Below are 23451 nucleotides of genomic sequence, written 5' to 3'. Positions count from 1 at the left end.
CCTCATCCTCCTAACTGTCGCAGCATGGCATCTACTCTGTCCACTCCTTGGGAGTCGTTGCGACGCTTGTACAAGTCACGGGCTTTTTGAAGCAAGCTGTTGGCAAGTTTCGCTTGTCGTCGCTGTTTATACATTGAACCCATCAACTCATAAGTTTGGGCATTGTTCTTATCTAAGTCGATTGCTTGTTGGTATGCCCAGGTAGCAGCAGTATAATCTCCCATGCGAGACTGCGTTACAGCCAATCCTAAGTAGGCGTTAACGTTGTTACGGTTCAGCTGTATTGCTCGACGGTAGCCTTCTTTTGCCCCAGATGTGTCTCCCAAATTCGCTTTGATGTAACCCACAGCGTAGTAAAAATCACTATTGTTAGGGCTGATACCGATCGCACGACGATAAGAAGTTAGTGCTGCTTGGTAATTTCCCTGTTGAGCGTATAAGTAGCCAATACCTGAATGAATTTTAGCATTTTTGGGATCTAGGCTAGCTGCTTGCTTATAAACTGCGATCGCACCACCATAATCGCCACCATCCACTAACCTCCGTCCTTCTTCTAGTAGTTCCTTCAATTGTGGGTTTTTAGCTTGCGCCACTAATACCTGAGCCTGAGCTACTGAAGGTATAGTAAAGGCAAAACATCCTAGTAACACCACGCCAAACACAAATGATGTAGACTTGTACACAGTAAATTTCCTGAAATTTTAGAGGACTTTTTTCTTGTACATTAAAACAAAAATCTGGACTTTTGAAAACTGTATTTCTTCGTATTGATTAAGATGTGAATAGTTCATCTCATCTTTCCTTTACAATCAGCACCACATTACAGAGTTTTTACTGAATAATGAAGTGTAAGATATCAAGTTCAGATGAAGTTACCCTACATATAAATCAGTAGAATAACAAAATGAAACTTTTTAATTCAGTAGTTATACTTGCATTTTAGAGAAAGGCTACAGATATCTAACTTAATCCTAAAGAGGTGATCCGCCAATATCAGAGGCTTTAACATTTATTCTTATTTGTTATTTCATTTAATAGTTTGCTGGTTCTGCATTCAATTTTTCTCAGATTTGGAGTCATCAATACTATCTTTTAGGAAGCTGCCATCCAGAAGTTTACATCCTTTTTTGGTCATTACGCGGTAAGATAACTTTACTAAGAAAATGTTCATTAAAATCCTAGATTTTAGTCAGAATACATAGTATAAATAAGAGTGCATTTGCGATTGCGCTGTGCGCTCTCTGGAAGCGATCGCAATCTAAAAGTATGTGCGAGTATGTTGATAAAATCTGTATCAATACACACTAATTTTTAATATTTATTATCAAAATAAATATTAAATCCTAACCTAATATGCCATCTAGGAGACTAATTTATGATAATAACTACCACTGATGTGATTCAAGGAGCCGTGATTGAGTCATATTTAGGCATTGTGACAGCAGAAGTGGTCTATGGTAGCAATTTCTTGCGGGATTTTTTGGCTGGTATTCGAGATATTATTGGTGGACGCACTGGTAGCTATGAGCGTCTATTTGAGCAAGGTCAACGCAAGGCACTAGAAGAATTAGAACAGCGAGCGCAACGTTTAGGAGCGAATGCAGTCATTGGGATTGAAATTGATACTGGTACAATCAATCTTGACCAGTCAGGAGTCCTTTTGCTGATTACTGCCACAGGCACTGCTGTCAGAATGCGTTAATTTTTGATTAAGTAAATGGGTCAAATTAAATATAAAACCTCACCCTGTCTCCGGCTTCCCTCTCCTTAATAAGGAGAGGGATTGAGGGTGAGGTTTTATCTTATATTTAATGTTCAATATCTTTACCTCTACCCTTTGTTTTGACTAGTTTTTAGTTCAGGCAAAGTCAACGTCCAATTGTTATTATCATTGATTTCAAAGTACAAACCTTGGAAAATAAGCCTGAGAGCAGTTCGAGTTCTAATAAACTTTCTCAGCAGATAAGTTCCTGGTTCAGCAAAGATATCATTAAAGTTTTTTTGATAACCAAATTGTTTTGAACAGTAACTACCAGCACCTTGGACTGTTAACACAAAAAATTCAGCTTGTTTGTATTCATCAGGAATCATAAAGATTCCATATACATGGTGACGACCACGCCACGGCTGAATCATAACCTTAGTCGCATGTACTTGAAATTTTGTAGTTTTTGATGCTAAAAAAGCTTCAGAATTACAATCAGAATCATTCACAGGCCACCACACTGTAGTAATAATCACAGAGAATAGCAAAATTAAAATATAGTAAAGTCTGCGACGCATAAAGCCAAGAAAAATTGTTGATGCGGTTGGGCAAATTTGATGAGTAATGATAGTGAAGCTACAGCAGTAAAACTATTCACCTGCAACACGTCCTAAATGGCAAAGACAAAACATTAATCAGGCGATTAAATTTTTATCGGAAAATTACAGTCAAAGTATCAACCTAAAAAAATGTAGATTGTCTATGCGATCGCTTATTTTGTTTTAGAGCTTTGTTACCGTATTAAATCTACCTGAGAACTAATCGGGATTTTGTGGCTATTAACACTGATTTATGGGCAATTTCTTTGCTGTAATTAATTCTACAATTTGTTGCTTTTTCATTTTTTGATTATATTTATTCCTGTCAATAGAGCCTTTCTGTGACTTCCATAAACAATAGCCAAAACTATGATTTTAGGTAGGAATAATTCATGAATTGCCCCTACTGACTGTAGTTTTACCTAACGTTTATAACAGGATGTTCCAATAAAAACGATATTGGTAGAACAGAGCGATCGCTCTGAAGTATAGGAAAAAATATACTTTTATTTCTCGACAATGAATGGGGTAGTCAAATACACGAATATTAGTTATATTCCCCTAAGTAATGATTGGTATCAATATTTATGCTAAGAAGTTGGGGAAGCCTTAAGACAGTTGCAGGTTCCTTGGGGGCGTTGGGTAAAAGCCTTGCCGTAGGCATCGCACTTACACAGTTCGGAGCAAATAGTTCGGCGATCGCGGCTGACACTGTTCTTATGCGTTTAGGCTTATTTACAGAATCCATTTCTCTGGCTGAGTTGCAAAACGCTGCAAAAACTGGGGAATTGCCAGAAAGTTTGCAGCCTTATGCTAAAGGATTATCTGAACAACAACGCCGCTTCTTCTTAGGAGCGCTGGGCATGAATATACCGATGAATGTTGTCACCATTAATAAGTTAATTAATACTCAGATTGGTACAACTATTCTCAATGACTTCGCTACTGCCTTAGCCAGAAAGGATAAAGCTGGCGTACAAGCACTCAGGGCAGGATTGGTATTAGGCTCTACTGCACCGCAGGGTCTTTCTATACTAAGTTTTATCGCTGCTTATCCGAGTAAGCGTTTAGAAATTAATTTGCCACAGGCTTTTATGGTTGGAAGAAATTTGAATACAGCCTTTTGGCGTACTCAGCAATTTATGCTAACTATTGCTCCCCAACTCAATCCTAGAACACCGAAGATTGCATTTCCTTTTGATCCTAGCCAATCAGGAAATGCTCAAGTAAAAATACTCAACTTAAGCCTGAATGACCAAAAGCGCGATCGCAAAATTCCAGTTGATATTTATTGGTCAACTGCTGCAACCCCCAATAAACCCGTAATTGTCTTTTCTCATGGTTTCGCGTCAGTCCGCACAGACTTGCGTTACTTAGCAGAACATTTAGCATCCCACGGTTATGTAGTGGTAGCTTTAGAACATCCTGGTAGTAATGCGGCAAATACTGACTTAGCATTACAAGGCAAAACCAGAGTTGTGCAGCCTCAAGAGTTTTTAAATCGCCCTCGAGATATTAGTTTTGTTCTCGATGAATTAGAAAAACTTAACCAAACACCTAATCATCCTTTGCAAGGGAAACTTGCAACCACCAACGCGATGGTTCTTGGCTATTCCTTTGGTGGTGGTACAGCTTTAGCACTTGCTGGAGCAGAATTACAATTAGAACGGCTCAAGCAGCGCTGCAAAAAGAATTTGACTATCTTGAGTCTGGGAGAAGCTATGCAATGCATTGCTCAAGAATTACCAGAAAATACCTACCAACTACGGGATACTAGAATCAAACAGGCGATCGCTCTCAATCCTACAACTTCTCTCATGTTTGGCGAAACTGGATTAACTAAGGTGCAAATTCCTACTCTAGTATTAGCAGGTTCCGCAGATAAAACTGCCCCAGCTTTAACTGAACAGATTGTGGGATTTGACAAAATCCCATCCCCAAAATGGCTAGTTGGTATAGTTGGAGGTACTCATCTAAGTGTAAAAGACCCCAGTACTACTTTAGATCAAATAGGAAAACCAAATACACCCATTAGTGGCGGTGAAGTTGTAGGTGAACAAGCAGCAGATGTTCGCAAGTACCTTAAAGCGATAACTTTGGCTTTTGCTGCACAGATGACTCCAGAAGCTAAAAACTACGCTATCTTTCTGACATCAGATTATGCCCAGTTTGCTTCGACTACAGCATTTCCATTTCGCCTAATTACGCAGATTCCTGCTGATGCTATGACAGTGGTCAAAGAATTTATTGATAAATAAGGGACTGCCAAGTAAAAAAAATATCCGCTTTTTGTCAATCAGTTAAAATACTCAAAACATTCCTATTAAATGAATAATGAGTAATGAGTAAATACCCATTACTTATTACTCATTACTTCAAACATTTTAGACAGTTGGAGTCGGGGATTTAAACGCCAACTCAACTGAGCGCAAAGTGGCGAAAGTGACCACCGGGGAGTATCCCCGTGGCGCATTTCGCGGTGCGTCACGGTTTCCGTGCGCCCAACTTTGTAAGAATACTACGTATAGATATAGGGGTCTTAAACCCTTGATTTGGTGATAAAAATGATAATCGAGTGTCGGGAGAGGGGGAGGAGGCGAATGTGGCTCGCCTCCTCCCCTTCTTTTAATGTCGCTTACGATAAAGGTAATGCCGAAGACCTCATTAAGTACTTTGCTGCCCCAGAAAATCATGACTTCGGCGTGGTTAAATATCTCAGAAAGCCAATCTTCAAGCTGGATTTATCGCCTTTTCCTGCACCCTCTTGACAAATGTGCAATTACCTCAACCTCTCACTGATGCTCCTACAGTAATTTTGCTACAGATATTCAGATATATTTACAATTATCCTTAAATGAACCCTATCAAATTAAACTTAACTTTTGATATTTTACTTAAGCAAAACTTAACTAGCTTGATAGTAAACTGACGCTCTTATTAAATCAACACTAAAAATTTACAGTATAAATAACTATCTAGATATAAACTTTACAAATACTCGTTAAAAATAATAGAAACTTGAGAGTAGAAAAAAGTAAGAGTATTGGCTGGTTAATACATGTATATTTTATAGCAATACGATTTGATTTTTGAAAAAACCTAAGTATGTGTAGGGTGTGTTACAGCTTAGGTAACGCACCATTTGTAAGGATTTGGTGCGTTACGCTGTCACTAACACAACGCCAGTTCTCTCAAGTAGGGAAACCCGCCCACACGACTGGCTCCCCTACGTATCTTTTCAGAAATCAAACATTAGTCCTATAGCTAAACCCTCAAAAATCAATGAGCAAAAGTTGTTTGTTGCGGAAATATGTTTGTGTATTAATTGCCATAAAATTATAAAAGACAAAAAATTTATATAAATTTCTGTCTTTTATAGGGTTTTTTATAAGCAATTGCTGAAGAATAAATCACAAAAATCCTACATGTTTTTTTGGATTAACTAATTGTTGTTCTTAAGTACATAATCTTAGACAAACATTTTCGATTTTTGACTTGAAGCTTATTCAGTTTTACTCAAAGTTATGCAACTTTATACAACTATTGAAATCGAACAAATCAAGCAAGGTGAAGACCTTCCTTACTTACTTGAAATTATGCATTGGGTGAAAAGTTTTTTAGGGAAGCCTCATCCTGATTTAGGAAGACCCGGCCCAGTTTGCCCCTTTGTACCTCACTCTCTCAGGTCAAACAGTATTCGTCTAGCAGCTATTCGTACCAAAGATTTGTATTCAGATCAATTAGAAGAAATTGTTGGACGCTACCGAAATCTATTTCTTGAGATGGAAGTTAAAGAGCAAGAATTAGCAATTAATAAGGCTTTTTTACTTATTTTTCCTGACATTGATGAAGAAGGTTATCAAATAATAGATAGTGTCCAGAAAAAACTTAAACCTTTATTTGTTGAATCAGGACTAATGATAGGAGAGTTTCATAAACTTAATCAAAGTCCTGGTCTGCATAACCCAAACTTTCGTCCACTTCGTAGCCCTATCCCCTTGTTAGCTATTCGGTTTATGGTTGAAGGCGATCTACCTTTTCTTCTGAGTCCGTCCGATCCTCACTTACGTATTAGGTATTTGGAAGCTTATTTAAAATGTTTTAGTCATAAATTTACAGATGAAACAAAGTTTAAAAATGCTCATCAAGGATTAGCTTTGGCGAGAGAAGAACTTACGGCTATTTTCAAGTAAATGACTACATACTATGGGCACAAAATTACTGTGCCCATACAGAAAATATGGTTCAAATAAACAAAGCTATCTAAAAAATAAATTAGCCTAAAAGCCTTATTCTTTTTTGTATTGTAATTCCTGGTTGCCTTTTATCCTAACAACAAATCTGTTAAATACTGGATAATTGTTTTTTGGCAGTCCTCTCAAGATACCTTTGACAATCTTGGTAAATGAATTTACGAGCGCTATCAAATAAATAGATATACTTTAATCTTACGCCAAGAATTTAACATATTTTAGTCTATTTTTATCGGTTTTTCCTTAACATTCAATACTTCTGCTATGAACCCTATTTATTTCTAATCTTTTTTTTGAATAAAGGTTTTGTAAAAATGGCGAAAGAAATAGAGAGAAAATATTTAGTTATCGGAGATAGCTGGAGAGCCTTAGCTGAAGGTAGTGTATATCGTCAAGGATACATTGCCACACAAAACAAAGCAACTGTACGTATACGTGTAGTAGGGGAAAAAAGTTATTTGACCATTAAAGGCCCCAATATAAAATATTCAAGATTAGAGTTTGAATATCCTATTCCTGTAGAAGATGCTCAAGAAATACTTGAGACATTATGTGAACGTCCATTTATAGAAAAAATCAGATATAAAATCGAGTCGGGTGGTTTGATTTGGGAAATCGATGAGTTTGATGGTGTTAATAAAGGATTAATATTAGCAGAAGTAGAACTTAATGATGAAAATCAACACATTGAACTACCAAGCTGGATTGGACAAGAAGTTTCTGATGACTCCAGATATTTCAACAGCAATTTAGTAAAGCACCCTTTTTCACAATGGTAATGGGTAAAATTTTGGAAAAATACCTAACGAATAGATAACGATATTCAGGATACGCACCTACAATTATAGAAAATTAATTTCATCTAATGCATTCAATTCCGAATCTGTTGTTTTAATTATTAAGTAAGTGGACAACAATAAATAAAACTATGTTACATAATATAAAATTAGTTAAATTAGTTTGTAGTAAGAGCTTCAGCCCTTACTACAAACCTTTAATTATTCACGCCCACTCACTTGCTGCCAAGTATAATTACTGTCTTTAATTTTAGTAATTACGTAAGCAATCGTACTTGCACCGTGTAGTTTGGTGTAAGTCATAATTTTTTTGAGAAGGTTTTCGCCACAGACTCAACTTTTTACAAAGTAATATCAATAAATTTTAATAGCCTCTTGTTTTTTAGGACAATCTATGTGAATCTCATAAATATATATTACTGTAAATTGGTCAAGTTACCGTAGATAATATCTAGTGCAGTATGCGTGAAGCAATAGTATCTTTTGGTACTGGTGTTTGGTATGTTCCACCCGATCCATACAACGGGAAGCTTTAGAGGGTTTCATCTGAGAGCGTCCTTGAATGGAGGGTGTATTAGATAAGACTTATACAAACCTGAATAAACTGTCAGACTGTAATATTAGTGGAGAATAAAGCTATGTTTCTCGGACAAATTGAAAGAGAATGTTTCTACGGAGAAATTTGGTCAATTTCGCAAAAAACTAAATTACCAGATCATTTACAGTTATTAGTTGATCGAGAAGAAGTAAAATGCGATATTTGGGAATTGGAAAACCAAGAACCAGATAATAAGCCGATTCATTCAAGTCCTAATCAGGCTTCTAGTAAGTCACGACAAAAATAAACCAACCATTCCAGATGAATGAAAGGCTTCCAGCATCGGAATTCCGCCTTCCTTGCGCGTCCTATAGATGGTCATTCAACAAGTATTTAATTAACTATTCTATACTGGCGGCGCACTTGGCTCTTTGCTCGGTACTTACTATAGGACTGCGGTTTGATTCCTATTCGCGTAGCGTAGCGCAGCCATAATTACTTGGGTTAGTAGGCAAAGAGAAGGAATAAATACTAATGGCACACCTGTTTGAAGTATTCAAGATTCGTGAAGTTACCTTTCGCAACCGTATCGCCGTTTCACCTATGTGTCAATATTCCAGTACTAATGGATATGCTAATGATTGGCACGTTATTCATCTTGCTTCTCGCGCAGTTGGTGGTGCAGGTATAGTCTTAACAGAAGCAGCAGCTGTAGAACCTCGCGGACGCATTAGCCCCCAAGATTTGGGAATCTGGTCAGATGCACACATAGAAACTTTAGCTAAAACTGTGGCATTGATTCATAATTTTGGCGCTGTTGCGGGTATTCAACTTGCTCATGCAGGTAGAAAAGCCAGTACTGCCAAACCGAGTAAAGGCGGGAAAGCGCTGGATGAATCTCAGGAAGGTTGGCGGCCTTTGATTTCGAGTAGTGCGATCGCATTTAGTAAAGATAGCCCAGTTCCAGAAGCCCTCAGTCTTGATGGAATTCAGGAAGTTATTGATGCTTTTGTCCAGGCTGCTAAACGTTCTCTGCAAGCTGGTTTCAAGCTAGTTGAAATTCATGCTGCTCACGGTTACTTATTACACCAGTTTCTCTCACCCCTTGCTAACCAACGGCAAGATGATTATGGTGGTAGCTTTGAAAACCGCACTCGTTTACTTAGAGAAGTTGTTCAAGCAGTCCGAGAGGTTTGGCCAGAAACCCATCCACTTTGGGTACGTCTTTCTGTCACCGATTGGGCAGATAAAGGTTGGGATATCGAGCAAAGTATCGCTTTAAGTGACAAACTTAAGTCTCTAGGAGTTGATCTAATTGATAGTTCTTCGGGTGGCATTATACCAGGTATCAATATACCAATTAAACCTGGTTATCAGACACAGTTTGCCGAACGCATTCGCCGCGAAGCCAATATCCATACAGGAGCCGTAGGTTTAATTACAACCCCTGAACAGGCTGACGAAATTATTCGCACAGAAGTAGCTGATATAGTACTGTTGGGACGTGAACTACTCCGCAATCCTTACTGGCCGCATCTAGCAGCCAAACAGTTAGGACACGATAAACTCTGGCCTGTTCAATACGATCGAGCTTGGCTATAATCTTACGTCCTTAATTGAGCATTAACCACCTCCAACCCTTGCTGTTTTTCGGTAGTAGTCTGTCAAATTTAAATTGATGAATAAGAAAGTTCGTAGTAAGGACTTCAGTCCTTATTTTCTAAGCACTAAAGTGCTTACTACAAACTTTTCATTACTAGCTTGACAGACTAGTAGGGGTTATGAAGCGAAATTGCTGCAATGCTTTCGCGTCTCTATATCAATAAGTACAACGTTAATTGCTCTTTGTTGTTAATTAATCGTGCCTTGAAGCGTCAGGCATAATTGCCTTCTGAAGATTTGCACCGATGAGGTTAGCTCCTCTCAGGTCGGCTCCTCTAAGATTTGCTCCTGCTAAGTTTGCTCCTGCTAAATTTGCGTCTCTTAGGTTAGTCCAACTCAAGTCAGCTTGGCTCAAGTCAGTTTCAGTTAAGTTAGCCCGCAATAGGTAAGCACCACTGAAGCGAGCCTTACTTAAATTAGCTTTGTAAAAGTCAGTTTTATAAAGATAAGCCCCCAATACTTCCGCCTCATATAAAGTTGCCTCGCTGAGGTCAGCTTCAATCAAGTTAGCTTCAATCAGGTTGGCAAAAGAGAGATTAGCGCGGATTAGTTTCGCTGTCCCTAAATCGGCATCTCTCAAGTTAGCGCTTCTTAGGTCAGTTCCAATTAGATTAGCATGAGCGATCGCAGCGCCTCTCAAATTTGCCTCACTCAAGTCGGCTCCAATCAAATTAGCATGACTCAAATCTGCCTGCGTAAGTATAGCACCACTCAAGTTAGCAACACTCAAGTTAGCATCACTCAGGTTAGCTTCAACAAGCAAGGCTTTGTGAAGGTTGGCACTACTAAGGTCGGCACCACTGAGGTTTGCTCGGACGAGTAAAGCATTACCTAAATCTACCTTTCTCAGATTTACCCCCTGGAGGTTTGCGCCTCTGAAGTTATCCCCTTGCAGATTTGCGGCGCTGAGGTCTGGTTGAATCTGAGGATTTCTCTTTCTCCACTCAATCCATGTAACTGCACCTGCTTTCAGTAAAGCTAGATGCTCTCGATTTGCCATTTTTTCTCCTTTACTCCTGACGACCACCTAGAGGATTTGCCCGACCAGCTACATTTTCAATGGCTGTTAACGCTCCCGCCGCACCTGCTAGAATATCTCGCTCATGTCCACCTAAGTAAAGCCGTCCAAAACTTCCTACAGCTTGAACCTCAAGGATATTAATCGATGCTGCTTTCTCAGCTTCATTGGCAGCGAGTGCGGCGTAAGCAGCAGGTTCCACTTCTAATACATACAGCGTTTGTCCTGCTAGTAGTAGCTGTCCCCGTCGCGTGCGATTAATAAGTTGTGTTTGGTAAGCATCGATGTTGCGGATAATCTGGCTAGAAACAACACGCGGTTTCAGACATTCCTCTTTTCGGACTCCCAATGCCGCTAAAATGGCTTGACCAGCAGCCCGCGTTTCACCTTGGGAGCTAGAATGAACTTCCAATAGTCCGTAGAGTCGTTCGACTATCTGGACTCCCGGACGGACAGAGGCCGCTTTCAGGGCTACATCTGTAATTTTATTAATTTCGATACCAGGAGAGATTTCAATCCACAGTGATGTATCCCCTGGTAATGGTAAGAAGCCTTGGGCTACTGTTCCCATATATGCTGCATGTTGAGGTTGCAGGCTGTCGAGAAATACGAAACTGCGTAATTCTATTCCCAAGATTTTGCTCTCCAGTCATAAGGGTAAAAGTTATCTATTGCAATATAACGTCGTGTGCAACTTTACTCTCAGACCTAACCCCCAACCCCTTCCCTACGAGGGAAGGGGAGCAGGAATCAAAGCCTCTCGACCTTTCGGGGAGAGGAATGGAAGTGTGGTTTTAACAATAAGTCGCACATCGGGTAATATATCAGTGCCTAACTTGGAGCATTTTTGCCCAAGTAAAGGATGGAAAAATACAAAGTTTGACACTCTCCGGGCTAAAGCCTCGGAGATTCTACATTCACAGACTCGCCGTTAGACGACAGGCTTGCGCCAACCGCCCAAGAGGGCAAATCTCCTGTAGCGTAAATTCCGGTATGCCCTACCGTACTCAGTCCTAATCTCAAGATATTGATGCTAGCGTTTAAATCTCTATCTGCCACATAGCCACAATGAGGGCAAACATGGGTTCTTGTAGACAGAGATTTTTTCACTTTCTCGCCACAATTAGAACAATTCTGACTTGTATTATGGGGAGGCACGGCAACAGTGACTTTCCCATATTTATGCCCAAAATATTCTAACCACAGTCGGAAAGTGTACCAACCAGCATCAGATATTGATTTAGCTAGATGTCGGTTACGAACCAGCCCTTTCACATTCAAGTCTTCATAGGCTACCAAATCGTTAGATTGGATGACGGAATATGCTAATTTTTTGCAATACTCTTTTCGTTGCCTACTTACTCTTAAATGCTTACGAGCATACCTATTTCTAGCTTTGTGGTAATTGTTAGATTGTCGTTGTTTGGCTTTTTTTCTTTCCTTGCTGAACTTCTTGGATTTTTTGCGATTAGCACGATTTAAAGCTTTCTCAGATTTCCGGTAGAACTGGGGAGATGGTTCAACATTGCCAAAACTATCGGCAATGAAGTACTTCAATCCCAAGTCAATACCAACTACTTGTAAGGTAGGTTGATTTTCAATTTCTAAATTAACATCGACAGCAAATTGAGCGTAGTACCCATCAGCACGACGTACTAACCGGATGCGCTTGATTTGCTTGATGTTATAGAAATTAAGGTCGTAGGTTCCCTTTAGTTTCAAAGTTCCAATACCTTTCTTGTCAGAGAAAGTAATCGCTTTACGATTGGTGGAAAGTTTAAACCCACTAGTCTTATATTCAACTGAGCGACAATGTTTTTTAAACTTAGGGAACCCCTTTTTACCTTTAACCTTCTTCTTGCAGTTGTCGTAAAACCGAGCAATTGCACTCCAAGAACGTTCAGCAGCAGATTGTCTAGCCATTGAATTAAGTTCATCGGCAAAGGGAAACTCAGCAGCTAATACCGCGCAATATTTATTGAGGTCATATCTGCCAATATTTTTGTTATCCATCCAATAGCGTAAGCACTTGTTTTGAATGAACTGGCTGGTACGTATAGCGTCATCAATAGCGCAATACTGCTTTTCCTTACCCTTAACTTTGAACTCGTAGACAATCATGGCATCGACCAATTAACCACAGTCTTATGTTACTATGATTTACATAAACCAACAATCAAGTCAGAACAAAACTTCACGGAGTCCTGTTCGCGCAGCGTCTCCCTTTGGGAGAAGGACTCAATTAGCTTTCATCTCCTGCCTGAAGTACTTTGGACGCAACTGCGTTGCTATTTCTCAGGGGTTTTCAGCATTTTCCTTATAAAAATTTTGCTGTCGATAAATTTTACACCTGAGAAGTATTCTGGCAGTAAAAACCGCCTTGATAATTGTACAAGCTTTATTACGCACAAATCGCTGCTTGCAATGCCTAACTAGTCTGATTTACTGATAAAGTTGATGTGACAAAAAAGTTTTTAGGTAAACTGAAGCGGAAAAAGTTCGCTGAACTTGTGCCAATATCTTCAAAATGCTGCCAATGAAACTGACAGTGTTAGGATTTACATATTGACAAAGTAGACAAGAAGTGATTTGACTGGAAAGCAGCAAATAATAGGCTATTCACTAATCCTAATCTATTGTGTTTGTCCACAGTTACGTAGCGCAAGCAGTAGCAGGGTTTGAGTCTTTTAAAGCAAATGATGGGTAAACTCAAATAGTCACATATCCTTCAAAATTTCTATGGGCACTTCTTACGGTTCTATTCACATTCGCTCAACCGACACTGAGCAAATGGCAGAAATTGTAAAAAGCCTTGCTGCACAAGAAAAACAGAAGTTTTTGATTTCTCCATGTATTAACGGTTGGATTAGCGTCTATCCTTCAGGACTAGGGTATGATTCTAATATTGCTGCTGCGATCGCCCAGCAATTTCCTGGACATTTGCTCTATCTTACTCTTTATGATGACAATCTTTTCGATTACATCTATTATTTAGAGCATAAACTGGTTGATGAATATAGTTCAGATCCAGACTATTTTGAAACTGTATCTAGAGAAGAGAAAGAAAGATTACGGGGAAAACCTGAAGTATTTGCCGATTTGCTAACTGAACTACCAAATAATCAAACAACTATTGAAGACATTGCTAAAGTTTTGACAGTTCTCTCTAAAGAGGAACGTGAAAAAATCTATCAAAAAAACCTAGAATTATTGCAACGCTTACAAGCACGTAAAAACGATGTTGATATTAGCAAGTTGCCTTATGATGAAGTGTTCCAAGGAGTAGGACAGTTTTCTGGTTTTGCTCAACTTTTCAACATCAGTAATGCTTCAACTTGTTATGAATACCTTCAGGATGAAGAAGATGAAGAAATTGAAAGATGGGAAGAATTTGTTCACATTCCAGATCCCTCAACTTAAATAGCACAGAAGTAAGGACGTAGCAAGGTGACTCAGGAACCTTGCTACTGATTGGCTTTCTGCTCTAATAACTATAAAAATTAAGCTGCAATCCGGGTTCGCGTATTGGGTGCAGTTGGAGCCAACAAACGAGTGTAAAGTTGAGTCAGTCGGAACCCTACACTGTACCAACTAAAGGCGATTTCTGTCCGTTGCCTTGCCGCTTCACCTAACTCGTTTCGCCAAGCTGGGTTGGCAAGAATACGATCTATAGCAGCAGCAAAAGCTACTTCATCTTTAGGAGGCGCAAGTAATCCTGTGACTTCTGGTACAACAGTGAACTGCAATCCGCCAACATCGCTAGCTACAACTGGTGTCTTACTAGCCATTGCCTCAATAGCAACTAAACCAAAAGGTTCATAGTGGCTGGGAACTACGCAGACATCGGCGGCGGCGTAGTAGAAGGGCAGAACAGTTTCATCTAGGCGACCGGTAAAGGTTGTACAATTTTCCAATCCGAGTTCAGTAACGATGCTAGCAATGCGATCGCGTTCTATTCCATCACTCTGACCTGGACGGCTACCACCACCAATTACTAGCTGGAGGTTAGCTTCACTCCTGAATCTAGATTTGCCAACGGCTCTAACTAAGGTTTCAATTCCTTTACGGCGGTCAAACCGACCAACATAGAGAACTATTTTCGCATCTGGTGCAATTCCCAACTTTTCTCGCGCTGCACTTCGCTGAATTCCTCCAAATTTGTCAGTATCGGTGCCACAGGGAATCATTTCAATGTTCCCTTTGCTGGAAACTAGTACCCGCATGTGTTGCTGTTCTTGTGGACTGGTTGCAACTACACAATCTATAGTTTCTAAACAGGCTTTTTCTACAGCTAATCGCTGGGCTGCAATTACAGGAACATCACCAATACTTCTGTATTTAACGGCTCCTAAAGAATGATAGGTATGTACCTGAATCAGGGGTTGCTGCTTTTTCAATTCCATACCAACCCAAGATGATAACCAGTAGTTGGTATGAATGAGGGAGTAATGAAACTGTTGGCGCTGCTGGAATTGCTGGAATTCTTCGATAAATTCAGGTAGATGCTGGAATAAATTATCTCGCCCGATAAACTCAGACGGGCCAGCTTTTAAGCGAATAGTACGACAGTTTGGACTATGTTGAGCGATCGCAGCTTGTTCAGGATTACTACGACGAGCGAACATATCCACTTGCCAACCTTGCTGGGCTAAAGCATAACCCACTTGACGCACATAAACATTTTGACCACCAGCTTCTTCTTGACCAATTTCAACCGCAGGGTCGCCATCAACAGAAATTAGGGCAATGCGATGTTTCTTATTCTGGAACATAGCTGATTTTCACCTCAAGGTAAACAATCCTGCCTCAAACGCCAGAAATCAAGATATTATTATCCTCTCTCAAGGCCGAGGGCAGGCACAACGAACCGCAAAGCTACCAGCCAAAGGACACTGACGAGAACAAGACATTACTTATTAAGAATGCTGCTCGTTCAATCTCCTCCCAATGCCGACGAAGTTAGCTGACGGGCTAGGACTGAGAGATGTCCTTTTTAAGAAAGTTATGAGTTATTGAGTTATGAATTTACTAACTATTAATTCCTCACTCCTCACTATTAACTCTTAACTTTCTTCAAAATACGCCCCAGGTTTGGTTCCTCCGCTCCGGTTTACCCTTTAGAAAACTTTGTTGGGAATGTAGTGGATTAGGCAGACTGATTTATTTTTCTTAAAGTTTTATAACCTTTGGTCATCAACTATGTCAAGAGTACGAACAAAAAAATGGTGATGCTAATCACCTCAAATCACATTGTAACTAGCTTTGAAGAATCAAATGTAAGGGAAAGTTGGAGTTGTTGAGAAACTCTCAAGAAGAAACTTACTGATGTTTATTGCTACATTTTATTTAGTTTATAGCAATGAAATAATCTTGAGAGTTTCAAAGATTTAAATATACCAATGGCGTACTATTTTGCTAAACCGAGTGTACGACCAGCAAAACCAGCAACGTCAAAATATCGAGTTGAGCCAACAGTTTGATACTTCAAGATTGTTTTTAATCCATTAGTACTTGGTTGAGATGTCAAAGTATTAGATTTAAAAGAAACTTTTTTGGCTCCTTTGACCAAAGATTCATTTAAAACACGACCTATAAGTTTTCCTTGATGGGGAGTCTTCAAATTTAAAATCTTAGCCAAGGTAATTGGTACATCAGCATTACTCACTGGTACTCGGTCTACAAAAGCTTTCTTAAAGTCAGGGCCGATCGCAGCCATATAATTGTAAGTATCAGCACGGCTAAAAGAGCCATGCATTCCCTGTCCTTGCTGCAAAGAAGTGTCTGCAACTTCCACACCGCAAGCAGTTGGGTCGCCGCAGCCAGTATCGAATGTCCGAAAGTTTACTGCGATCGCAGGGGTAGGAAGGTGAGATTTACCATTAAGCGCGATCGCGCTCAAGGGTAAAGTCCCTGGAATCGAGCCTAATGTATCATTTACAAATAAACCACTAACATAATCTTCTTTCAATAGAATATCTACAACTTGTTTAGCAAGTGTTTTGTTATTTGCACTATTAGGTAAATAAATCAAATCTGAACCACCATTAGCAGCCACTAATACATCAGGTTTATTCGGATCTTTACCAATCAAACCATTTTTAGAAAACTGACCCTGAGTTGGATCGACAGCAATATTTTGCTTATCTGGATCGAATAAAGGCAATCCTAAACCATGAGCAATATCAATAGCTAGAAAACCAGATGGCAAAAATCCTTTCATAACATCTGGATAATCAAGTGTCTTTGAGTAGCTGGTTTTGCTCTCCTTGCTGATTGTAGAAAAACCGTGATCTGCTGTCACAAAAATATCTGTAGAAGCTTCTAAATTTAGCTGTTTGATAACGGCGCGGATTTGACCGAGATTGTTATCAACATTTTGACGGGCTGCAAGTGAAGTAGGGCCATTAATCCCTGGAGTAAGAGTGTTTAGACTATCACCTTGGTTATGCTGAGTTCCATCTGGATCGCGTGACCAATAAATTAAAACAAAAGGTTTTTGCCGTTGTTTGAATAGAGGCAATAGCACTTTTGTAGTTATATCGGCAAAGTATTGTTGTTGAAATATATTAGCGACTTTCGTGCCTGGTGCTTTACTGTTGCCAGATTTACCATTATCTCCTCGCGTTGGAGATTTTAAGGCAATATCATTTTTTGTTAACAGTTCAGCTATTTCAGAACTCAAAGGAATTCCCGTTTCAGAACCCGTGGCATCATCAATTATGATTGTAGATTTACCCGTTCGTTGAGTAACATCTTGAATTAATACTGGCCCAACCTTTCCAACGGCGGCGGTACTAAATCCCGCCTCACGTGCGGCATCTAATAGGCTTTCTTCGTTTAAGTAATTACCATCAAAGTGTTGGCTAATTTCTCCCAAAACAGCATTATTCTCTAAGAAAGGTACGGGGCTATTACTGGCACTTTTGACAGGAAAGCCAACATTAATTGTATTGCTGAAATCACCAGTATCACCGAGATAATGTCCAGTTGCGATCGCAGAAGCATTAGCGGTAGTAAAAGTAGGAAACAGCGAATGGCTATTGACAAAACTTACACCCTGTTGGCGAATTTTATAAAGATTAGGAGTCTCCTGAGCATTAACTTTACTAGGTCGCAATCCATCTGTAATAAAAATTATTACATTGTGTTGAGGTTTTGTCTTAGCAAACCCTGAAACTGCCAATACTGTAATGAGCGTAACAGTAGTTATTATCAGAAAAGTCTTATATATCTTAAGTAAAACCATCCGCCTACATCTCCAAATATAGATATTTCTGGCTTTTCCGGGCTTTAGTATTTAATTTAACCATGTATCAAGCTTTATTACGTGTTAACTGGAATACTAATTTTTTCATACCAGAATAGATTTAGATGCCTGCCACACAAGTCTGAAATAGTTTACTCGCTTGGGTTTAGGCGTAAATCTTACCCCACCCTAACCCTCCCCTTATAAAGGGGAGGGAACAATATTTATTATTACCCCCCTTTATAAGGGGATTAAGGGGGGTAATACGACTTGTGTATACACAGTAGGTTCTTCGAGAGGGGGCTATGATGTACCTGATTTGATCGGGAAATGCTATAAGCAAACTTTATTTGATAATCGAAATATCTCTCTTCATAAATGCTTTGAGAGCTACAGATGTTTACTATGTTATTAAACCGAGCATCTCAGTTTTGGAAAAATATCTCCTAAAGAATCCGAAAAGCAGCAACATCAGTTTGGAGATTAAGTATACACCTACCCAAATCAGATAGACTCATTGCTAACGTCATGGTTAATACAAATTTAAAACTGAGATTTAAACCCGTTTCTCACAGTTGGGTTGCTTTGCATCCACAGCCTAAAGGAGTAATTCAATTTGTTGCAGGGGCTTTCTTTGGTACATTTGCACCCATGCTTTTTTATCGCCATTTGCTTCAATCTCTATTTGAGCAGGGATATACCATTATTCTTCTACCGTTTAATTTTACATTTGACCATTATGTAGAAGCGGGTTTTCTCATGAGAGAGCAGTATGAAATTCTGCCAGAGCTTGTGAGGATGGCAAGTGTGGAAGGATATGATTATGAAGCTTATCTAAATGATAAAAACTTTTCTTGGATTGGACATAGCCTTGGCTGTAAATATATCTCACTGTTAGAAGGATTTACTGCTTTACCTCCAGAGCCTCAAGATAGAGAAAAGTTTATTCGGAATCTGCTATCTTCTACTTCCAATGAGTCACAGATAAAAAGTGTTATTGCAGATATTAATATTCTCGTTGAGGAGCTTAAACGAAAAATTGTAGAAGATCAGAAACTAATTTACACTTACGTAGGTCGTAAAGTTACAATTAATAGTGTGTTTATTAGAGGGCAAGTTTCTATCCTCTTAGCACCTGATATTAGCGATACAGCTAGTGCAATTCGTCCTCAATTTTTAGCGGATATCATCGATAATCTTGGTTGGGGTGTGAAACCAACCCCTAAAGAAACCAAGAATTTAATTAAGGATAGTGGACTATTTAATATTATGGGTTTAGTCTGTTTTCGGTCTGATAAAATTGCTAAATCAACCTGTGAATGGTTTACTAAAATTCTGAAAAAACCACCTCAAGAATTTCTGGCAACTTTAGAGGGTGGACATTTAAAACCTTTAGGTATTCAATTAGGTAAGAACGTCATTAATATTTTTGATAAACCTTTGCTTGAATCAGTTCAAGATCGAAATAGAGGCTTTGAGCATCATGTAATTCAATTGCTTGAGGAACTAAAAAAAGAATCAAAATAATGGGAATTGGGCATTGGGGATTGGGCATTGGGCATTGGGCATTGGGAATGGAGAATTGGTCATGGGGCATGGAGTAAAAGTGCTTCTTCCCAATTCCCAATTCCCTAATGCTTTTTCATAACAATCCCAATTCTTCTGGAAAGCCCAACATAATGTTTAGGTTTTGGATTGCGGCTCCTGATGCGCCTTTGCCTAAGTTGTCGAGACGAGCAACTAGCAATGCTTCTTTGGTAGTATCATTGGCGAATACAAAAACCTGAACAATATTAGTACCTTTAATTGCGTAGGTGTAGCCCGTCGTAGACATCACATCCAAAAATATTCCATCTCGCAGCAGAGTAGAATCTTGGTATGGAGCAACCTGCACAAATTTTTCACCTTGGTAGTAATTAGCGATCGCTTCATAGATTACCTCACCAGATGGTGGATTATCCAAAATTCCTAGTGGCAAAGGCACTTGAACTAGCATCCCTTGCTCAAAATCCCCTACTGACGGTACAAACAGTGGCGGCGATGCTAACCCTGAATAATAATGCATTTCCTTGACGTGCTTATGCCCAAACTGCAAACCGTAGATGCTGTATGGATATAGCGACTCGCCTCCGGCTTGCTGTTCGTGGAAGGTATGGTATTGATTGATGAGATTCTTTCCGCCACCAGAGTAACCCGATACTGCATTAATGGTGATAGGAAAATTACTTTTTAAAATTCCCTTAGCAATCAAGGGACGGATACAGGCTAAAAATCCTGTGGGATAACAGCCTGGATTGCTGACAAACTGGGCGTTAGCGATTTTTTCTCTCTGTCCTGGATTGAGTTCCGGGAAGCCATATACCCAGCCATTAGCTGTGCGATAGGCACTACTAGCATCAAGGATTTTAACCGTATTACTACTTACTAAGCTAACAGCTTCGCGGGCTGCATCATCAGGTAGGCAGAGAATAACAACATCGACGGCATTAATTAGTTTGGCTCGTTCAGTTGCATCCTTACGTTTAGATTCTTCAATGCTAACTAACTCAATATCATCCCGTTGATTGAGACGTGAGTAAATTTGTAAGCCTGTGGTTCCCGATTCGCCATCAATAAAAATCTTAGGTTTAATCATGTGTCGAAAATAGCAAAGTTTGTTATTGCTTGTCTTTACTCTGTCCAAGCTAAAGTGCGTTTAACTGCTTTTTGCCAAGTAGCAAAGTTGGATAATGGGCGATCGCTCTCCGGCTCAAACACACGCTCAATTTGCCGTTGCTGCACCAATGCTTCATAGCTCTCCCAAAATCCTACAGCTAAACCTGCTGCAAATGCTGCACCCTGAACGGTTGTATCGCGCATTATCGGCCGTTCAACTGGAATACCTAATACATCAGCTTGGAATTGCATCAAAAAATCATTCGCGCAAGCACCACCATCTACGGTTAATCGTCTAACGGGAGTACTGCTTGCATTAATCGCTTGCACCACCTCCAGAACTTGGTAAGCGATCGCTTCCAACACGGCGCGTACTAGATGCTCTGGTTGTACACTGGCGGTAATGCCAAAAAAGGCTCCCCTAGCACTCATATCCCAGTAGGGTGCGCCCAGCCCACTAAATGCAGGGACAAAGTAGACTCCGCCATTATCTTTTACCTGATTGGCCATCGTTTCACTTTCAGCAGCAGTTTTAATCAGCTTCAGGCGATCGCGCAACCATTGAATACAAGCTCCACTGGTAAACATACTACCTTCAAGGGCATAGCCTACATTCAATGCTCCACTTGCATTTGCTTGTGTCCATGCCACTGTGGAAATAAGTTGATGATGAGATCGCACAATTTCATTACCTGTGTGAGCTACCAAAAAACTACCAGTTCCGTAAGTACATTTCATCAAACCGGGGCGATCGCAGCCGTGACCAAATAAAGCAGCTTGTTGATCCCCCAAGATAGCAGTAATGGGAATTTCAGCGCCCAACAAGGTAGCATCAGTAACTCCAAACATTCCTAAACTAGGCTGAATTTGGGGCAAAATATGAGCCGGAATTTGAAATAGTTCAAGTAAATTCTCATCCCACTCACAGGTTTTAAGATTCATCAACATTGTCCGGCTGGCGTTGCTGTGGTCAGTAGCATGGACTTTTCCACCTGTGAGATTCCACAGTATCCAGGTATCAATAGTACCTGCTAAGACATTGTTCAGGTCAATATCTGTAACCTTGTCTAATAGCCACCGGAGCTTAGTAGCAGAAAAATAAGCATCAATAATTAATCCGGTGCGATCGTAAATTTCATCAGCATAGCCTTGCTCTTGCAACTGGTGACAAAGGGGAGCAGTCCGGCGATCTTGCCAGACGATCGCTTTGTGGAGTGGTTTACCAGTGGTTTTGTCCCAAATCAAACAGGTTTCGCGCTGTACAGTTAATCCCAAAGCTGCGATCGCAGATGGAACAATCTGGGCATTCTCAATTGCCGTTTGCATCGCCCAACACGTATCTTCCCAGATTTGTTGAGCATCGTGTTCTAACCATCCGGGCTGAGGATAATACTGAGTTAATTCTTTATATGCCTGCCCGACAATCTTGCCGTCTGCGTTAAACACAAAGGCGCGGTTGCCTGTTGTACCTAAGTCCAGCGCTAAGATGTAGCCCGACGATAGAGTTGTGTTGCTGTGCATAAGTGTTTTGACATACCGCGTAGGCGTAGCCCGCCGCAGGCATTCCTATTTTAGCAATCCGCATTAAATCACATATACATTACTTTGTGTACATTTTGAATTCCCTGTTTACATAGTGTTGCGCTTAAATTGCATCTCAACTAACGGATGCCATCATTATCAATAGCGCTGTAGCTGTCGCTGGGAAAAAGCCCTAGCCAAGGGTCAGAACTAGGAGTTAAAAATAGTTGGGTATATACTTGCTCATTTAGCGCTTCCACACTCCTTGTTTGCTTATCTTGAATAAACCATTGATGAATTTGGGTGTGTAGCATATATTCATTTCTGACTGTATCTAAAGCCATTGTGGTTTCAAAATTTTTCACTATTATCGGCAAATTATCTTCTTCAGTGTTGGCAGACTGAGACTTTTTAGCTCTGATTAAAGAGATGCTGTTTTGGTCTAGCTTGACATCGGTGGCATAGAGTTGAGCGATTTTGTTCCAAACTTCCCGATCGGTAATTTTAGCCAAGGCATTCTGATTCCGTTCAGCATCAGACTGCAAAGCACTCAGCATTGGCGTTTCAACTCTCATCTTAGAAACTGCAAGAGAACTTGCTATTGCTGCTGTCGGTGGCTGACTGGGATTGCTGGGAATTTTCACTAACTTAGGGGGAGACTGGATACCCAGGCGGGATAAATCTGCAACCCATTGGGCTTGGATAGAATTTAGGCGATCGCTGTGGTATTTTTTTAAAAAAGCCTCGCGATCGCTTGGGGCCAGTTTACTATAATCTTTTACCGCGACTTCAGCCTGCTGTAGCTGACGCAAAAATTCCTTGGGACTATATAACCCTGGAATTGCATCGATTGGACGACCCGACGCATCTAATATATAGTGAATACTATTGCCTGTAATTGTCCGCTCCAACTTACGTCCGTCGCCAAAATCAATAGTTACTTTGGGTACAGGACGCACTGATTGCCAGTGTAAAATGAAGTGGTCTTGAAGCAGCTTGGAAATTTGACTATTTGGATACAGTGCTACCCTAAAGAACCTACTATTAGCGCAACTCAAATCTTGATCTAACCTACCCAGTAACCGCAGAGATAAAATAGGTTTACCACTGGTCTTGGCAGCCGCTTTAGCTTGTTCTATGTCAGTATACCAGTACAGACGAGAAGCATAACAATCTCGTTGCTGGCAGAGTTCATCTAAAGCTATTCGTAGTGTAGGGGAAGGTATGACTGCATTTGAAGAATTTATATTTAGGGTATTAGCATGAGATTTGAGAAATACTTGTAACCCGCTTGGGCCTTGTTTCCGAAGCACAGAAACTTCTTGAGATAGCTTGGATATTTCAGCTACCGGAGTTTGAGCATTAGAGGGTGTTTGAAAAGTTTTGAGGAGTAAAATTTTATGCCAATCGCCTCACCATGATCCGGATCATGGCAAGGTAGATAAACGTCTCTGATG

Annotated in this window: 19 protein-coding genes and 1 riboswitch; of the genes, 9 read left to right on the top strand and 10 right to left on the bottom strand. The window is 40.0% G+C overall.

What is annotated here, in order from left to right; translation table 11 throughout:
• Positions 1 to 2: 2 nt before the first annotated feature.
• Entirely contained in the window at positions 3 to 683 is a 681-nt protein-coding gene (locus V7K98_RS06600; protein WP_335020035.1) for a tetratricopeptide repeat protein, read from the bottom strand.
• A 692-nt stretch (positions 684 to 1375) separates the two neighbouring features.
• Between V7K98_RS06600 and V7K98_RS06595 the strand changes: the two genes are divergently transcribed.
• Entirely contained in the window at positions 1376 to 1702 is a 327-nt protein-coding gene (locus V7K98_RS06595) for a YbjQ family protein (RefSeq protein ID WP_100900674.1), read from the top strand.
• 128 nt (positions 1703 to 1830) lie between these two features.
• On the opposite strand, the gene V7K98_RS06590 is transcribed toward V7K98_RS06595, so the two are convergent.
• Positions 1831 to 2283, bottom strand: coding sequence for a hypothetical protein (locus V7K98_RS06590; protein WP_335020033.1), 453 nt, complete (start codon positions 2281 to 2283; stop codon positions 1831 to 1833).
• 608 nt (positions 2284 to 2891) lie between these two features.
• Between V7K98_RS06590 and V7K98_RS06585 the strand changes: the two genes are divergently transcribed.
• From V7K98_RS06585 to V7K98_RS06560, 6 genes are all read left to right on the top strand, one after another.
• Positions 2892 to 4562: an alpha/beta hydrolase gene (locus V7K98_RS06585; RefSeq protein ID WP_335020031.1), complete on the top strand. Its 1671-nt coding sequence runs from the start codon at positions 2892 to 2894 to the stop codon at positions 4560 to 4562.
• Between the two features lie 342 nt (positions 4563 to 4904).
• The gene (locus V7K98_RS06580; RefSeq protein WP_335020029.1) at positions 4905 to 5072 is read left to right on the top strand and encodes a hypothetical protein; all 168 of its coding nucleotides are present in this window, start codon (positions 4905 to 4907) and stop codon (positions 5070 to 5072) included.
• Positions 5073 to 5828: 756 nt separating this feature from the next.
• Entirely contained in the window at positions 5829 to 6497 is a 669-nt protein-coding gene (locus V7K98_RS06575) for a DUF6875 domain-containing protein (protein ID WP_335020027.1), read from the top strand.
• A 374-nt stretch (positions 6498 to 6871) separates the two neighbouring features.
• Positions 6872 to 7336, top strand: a complete 465-nt coding sequence (locus V7K98_RS06570; RefSeq protein ID WP_335020025.1) for a CYTH domain-containing protein — start codon at positions 6872 to 6874, stop codon at positions 7334 to 7336.
• A gap of 656 nt (positions 7337 to 7992) precedes the next feature.
• Positions 7993 to 8199, top strand: a complete 207-nt coding sequence (locus tag V7K98_RS06565; RefSeq protein ID WP_335020023.1) for a hypothetical protein — start codon at positions 7993 to 7995, stop codon at positions 8197 to 8199.
• Between the two features lie 227 nt (positions 8200 to 8426).
• A complete protein-coding gene (locus V7K98_RS06560) occupies positions 8427 to 9494 on the top strand; it encodes an NADH:flavin oxidoreductase/NADH oxidase (protein ID WP_335020021.1) in 1068 nt (355 codons plus the stop codon).
• Positions 9495 to 9747: 253 nt separating this feature from the next.
• On the opposite strand, the gene V7K98_RS06555 is transcribed toward V7K98_RS06560, so the two are convergent.
• The 3 genes from V7K98_RS06555 to V7K98_RS06545 all read right to left on the bottom strand — a co-directional run bounded on the left by V7K98_RS06555 (position 9748) and on the right by V7K98_RS06545 (position 12693).
• The gene (locus V7K98_RS06555; protein ID WP_335020019.1) at positions 9748 to 10554 is read right to left on the bottom strand and encodes a pentapeptide repeat-containing protein; all 807 of its coding nucleotides are present in this window, start codon (positions 10552 to 10554) and stop codon (positions 9748 to 9750) included.
• Positions 10555 to 10564: 10 nt separating this feature from the next.
• Positions 10565 to 11206, bottom strand: a complete 642-nt coding sequence (locus V7K98_RS06550; protein ID WP_334862924.1) for a hypothetical protein — start codon at positions 11204 to 11206, stop codon at positions 10565 to 10567.
• A 260-nt stretch (positions 11207 to 11466) separates the two neighbouring features.
• Positions 11467 to 12693, bottom strand: a complete 1227-nt coding sequence (locus V7K98_RS06545) for an RNA-guided endonuclease InsQ/TnpB family protein (RefSeq protein WP_335020017.1) — start codon at positions 12691 to 12693, stop codon at positions 11467 to 11469.
• Positions 12694 to 13311: 618 nt separating this feature from the next.
• On the opposite strand from V7K98_RS06545, the gene V7K98_RS06540 reads away from it, so the two are divergent.
• Positions 13312 to 13992 (top strand): hypothetical protein, encoded by a 681-nt coding sequence (locus V7K98_RS06540; protein ID WP_335020015.1) that lies wholly within the window; start codon positions 13312 to 13314, stop codon positions 13990 to 13992.
• A gap of 80 nt (positions 13993 to 14072) precedes the next feature.
• Here V7K98_RS06540 and V7K98_RS06535 read toward each other — a convergent pair whose 3' ends face one another.
• Positions 14073 to 15344, bottom strand: coding sequence for a glycosyltransferase (locus tag V7K98_RS06535; RefSeq protein ID WP_335020013.1), 1272 nt, complete (start codon positions 15342 to 15344; stop codon positions 14073 to 14075).
• A gap of 161 nt (positions 15345 to 15505) precedes the next feature.
• A riboswitch (cyclic di-AMP (ydaO/yuaA leader) is annotated at positions 15506 to 15705 on the bottom strand.
• A gap of 274 nt (positions 15706 to 15979) precedes the next feature.
• Positions 15980 to 17818 (bottom strand): alkaline phosphatase family protein, encoded by a 1839-nt coding sequence (locus tag V7K98_RS06530; RefSeq protein ID WP_335020011.1) that lies wholly within the window; start codon positions 17816 to 17818, stop codon positions 15980 to 15982.
• A gap of 528 nt (positions 17819 to 18346) precedes the next feature.
• Here V7K98_RS06530 and V7K98_RS06525 point away from each other — a divergent pair.
• A complete protein-coding gene (locus V7K98_RS06525) occupies positions 18347 to 19345 on the top strand; it encodes a DUF1350 family protein (protein WP_335020009.1) in 999 nt (332 codons plus the stop codon).
• 115 nt (positions 19346 to 19460) lie between these two features.
• Here the strand turns inward: V7K98_RS06525 and argC are convergent, their stop codons facing one another.
• From argC to V7K98_RS06510, 3 genes are all read right to left on the bottom strand, one after another.
• Entirely contained in the window at positions 19461 to 20453 is a 993-nt protein-coding gene (argC, locus tag V7K98_RS06520; RefSeq protein WP_335020008.1) for an N-acetyl-gamma-glutamyl-phosphate reductase, read from the bottom strand.
• Between the two features lie 35 nt (positions 20454 to 20488).
• Positions 20489 to 21994 carry a glycerol kinase GlpK gene (glpK, locus tag V7K98_RS06515; protein ID WP_335020006.1) on the bottom strand — a complete coding sequence of 502 codons (1506 nt, stop codon included), beginning with the start codon at positions 21992 to 21994 and terminating at the stop codon, positions 20489 to 20491.
• Between the two features lie 140 nt (positions 21995 to 22134).
• Positions 22135 to 23391 (bottom strand): hypothetical protein, encoded by a 1257-nt coding sequence (locus V7K98_RS06510; RefSeq protein ID WP_335020088.1) that lies wholly within the window; start codon positions 23389 to 23391, stop codon positions 22135 to 22137.
• Positions 23392 to 23451 lie beyond the last annotated feature (60 nt).

Origin of the sequence: Nostoc sp. (assembly GCF_036917435.1) — a bacterium.
Lineage (GTDB): Bacteria > Cyanobacteriota > Cyanobacteriia > Cyanobacteriales > Nostocaceae > Nostoc.
The sequence above is the reverse complement of the archived record's forward strand: the minus strand, read 5'-3'. Positions and strand labels throughout refer to the sequence as shown.